Source organism: Roseicyclus sp., assembly GCF_052168335.1.
GTDB lineage: Bacteria > Pseudomonadota > Alphaproteobacteria > Rhodobacterales > Rhodobacteraceae > Roseibacterium.
In genome coordinates this window covers 1-2,571 of record NZ_JBQLZP010000046.1, presented here as the reverse complement: position 1 = coordinate 2,571, position 2,571 = coordinate 1, and the positions used below count along the sequence as shown (strand labels likewise).

Genomic DNA, 2,571 nt, shown 5'->3' with positions numbered 1-2,571 from the left:
GCCGCCGCGACCGTCGGCCCGGTGCAGGTCAGCCCGTGGTTCGCCATCAGGAGCGTCGAGTGATCCCCCAGCGCCGCCGCGATCCGCGCGCCCTCGTTCTCGTCGTCGGCGATGCCGCCGCATTCGAGGTCGATGGCCAGGTCGCCGAAGAAGCGGGCCGTGTTCATGTCGATGGGCGGCAGCGACGGGCTCTTCAGCGCCGCGAGGGCCGTCGCGTGCGGCGGGTGGCAATGCAGCACCACGCGCACGTCCGGCCGCGCGCGGTGCAGCGCGCCATGGACGGTCCAGGCCGAGGCGTCGGGCGCGTCCGGCCCCTCCATGACGCTCGCGTCGTCCGCGTCGAGCAGCAGCAGGTCCGAGGCCCGGATCGACCCGAAATGCCGCCACTTCGGGTTCATCAGGAAGCGCCGTCCGTCCGCCGAGACGGCGGCGCTGAAATGGTTGCCGACCGACTCGTGCCAGCCGAAGCGCACCGTGATGCGGAAGGCGGCCGCGAGATCGACCCGCAGCGCCTGGAGCGCCGTGTCCTCGAGCGCGTCCTTCATCCGAAACGCCCCGTCGAGACCATGCCCCGGTAGATGCCGCGCAGCTCGCCCCGGTCGGTGTAGGTGCCGCGCAGGTAGCGCTCGCCGCTGGTGGCCGAGTAGGCGGCGCGGCCATGCACGATACGGTGGTTGTCGAAGACGATGCACTCGGTCGCCCGGAGCGTGAAGCGCATGACGTAGCGGTCCTCCTGCAGCATCCGTCCGAAACGGACGAAGGCGGGGTAGTAGCTGTCGAGCACATGCTGCGGCAGGTCGAAGACGTCGGCCATGTGCTGGCTGATCGTGACGCCCGAGACCTCGCCGTGGCGGTCGAGTTCGATCACCCGCTGGCGGGCGCGCATGTCGATGCCGTCATGCTCCTTGTAGTAGGGGATGTCGATCTCGGTCAGCAGGCGGAAGGCCTCGGGGTCCTCGCGGCGGAGATCGTTGGCGACCGCCGTGCCGTCGAGGAAGAGGTTCTGCCCCCCCACCACGCTGTTGGCGCGGCAATGCAGGAACTGGATGCCGGGCGCCAGCTCCTCCGAGGGGACGTCGGTGTGCAGCTCCAGCGCCTTGGCGGTATAGGCGAGGTTCGTGGGCTTGATATGCGTGCGCACGTCGAAATAGGCGCCGAAGAAGCTCGGCCGGATGGTTCCGATCAACTCGGCCGTGCGGGTCAGGCCCTCGTCGCTGTCGGGCATGTCGGTGACGATGGCGATGCCCTCGACCAGCAGCGCCTCCATCCAGCGCCGCCGCTCCTCCGCGCTTTCGAGGAGCAGGGGGTGCGAGACGCGGGTGACGTTCGGGTAATGGTCCGAATACCAGGGCCTGCGCGGCAGGTCGGCGGGGTCGTGGCGCGGCGCGCCGGTCGCGTAGTCCGCGAGCATCCCGAGCGGATAGCGCGAGACGTGATCCTCGCCCGCCCAGTCGATCACCAGCGCGCCATCCTCGATCCGTGCCTCGGCCGGGCGCGGCGTCGTGGCGTAGTGGAATATGTCGAAGGTCCGCTCCCGCGTCTCGGCGTCGAAGGAGCTCCGGCAATTGTCCCGGAGCCACCAGAAATTGTAGTAGCCCTGGCTTCCGTCGGGCAGGGTGAGGGTCAGCCCGTTCTCCCCGATCGCAACGCCTTCGATCTGCGCGCCGTCCATGGTTCGCCCTTTCGCGAGAGAGGTGTTTCCTGCGCCGAGGCTAGGGCCGGTCGCCCCCGCGCGAAACGGCGATTGCATTGAAGATAACATAAGCCATAACTTATGTTATGACGCCCGATCTTCCGCCCCTCCGTCTGTTCTCGGCCTTCCTCGCGGTGGCGCGCACCGGCTCGGTCCAGGCTGCGGCGGCCGAGTTGAACGTGACCCAGCCCGCGATCAGCCAGGCGGTGCGTCAGCTCGAGGATCACGTCGGCCTGCGTCTCCTCGACCGGGGCCGCCGTCCGGCGCGGCCGACCGAGGCGGGCGAGGCGCTGGCCGCCGCCATCGCGGGCGGGCTCGGCCAGATCGCGGATGCGCTCGACACGCTCAGGACCGATGCCGAGCGGCGCGAACGCTCCGTCACCGTGGCCTGCTCGGTCGGCGTCGCGACCTACTGGCTGATGCCGCGCCTCGCGGCCTTCTACCGGGCGGCGCCCGAGCTTCTCGTCAACGTGATGACGACGCCCACGGGAGTGCCCGCGCTCGGCGACGGGGTGGACGTGGCGATCCGCTACGGCCACGGGCGCTGGAGCGACGGGACGGTCCACCATCTCTTCGACGAGGCGGTGGAGCCGGTCTGGAGCCCCGCGCTCGCCGCGCGCCACGGCGATACGCCGCCGCCGGGCGTTCCGCTCCTCCATGTCCGCTCGACGGAGAGCTCCTGGCTCACCTGGGCCGACTACCTGCGCGCGACTGGGCAGCCCAACCTCTGGCGCGTCGGGCAGACCTTCACAAACTACGTGCAGACGACGCAGGCGGCGCTGGAGGGGGGGGCATGATGCTCGGCTGGCGCTCGATCACCGGGGCGCTGGTGGCCTCGGGCGAGCTCGTTCCGGCGGGCCTGCCGCGCCACGCGCCGC

At 70.5% G+C, this 2,571-nt stretch carries 3 protein-coding genes; 1 reads left to right on the top strand and 2 read right to left on the bottom strand.

Features of this window, described 5'->3' with window-relative positions:
• On the bottom strand, positions 1–545 hold a 545-nt coding region (locus tag ACTS11_RS01630; RefSeq protein WP_442638610.1), incomplete at its 3' end, for a class II aldolase/adducin family protein.
• A complete protein-coding gene (locus ACTS11_RS01625; RefSeq protein WP_442638609.1) occupies positions 542–1,672 on the bottom strand; it encodes a TauD/TfdA family dioxygenase in 1,131 nt (376 codons plus the stop codon). The genes ACTS11_RS01625 and ACTS11_RS01630, both read right to left, overlap by 4 nt.
• 107 nt (positions 1,673–1,779) lie before the next feature.
• Between ACTS11_RS01625 and ACTS11_RS01620 the strand changes: the two genes are divergently transcribed.
• Positions 1,780–2,490 (top strand): LysR family transcriptional regulator, encoded by a 711-nt coding sequence (locus ACTS11_RS01620; RefSeq protein WP_442638608.1) that lies wholly within the window; start codon positions 1,780–1,782, stop codon positions 2,488–2,490.
• Positions 2,491–2,571: the final 81 nt, after the last annotated feature.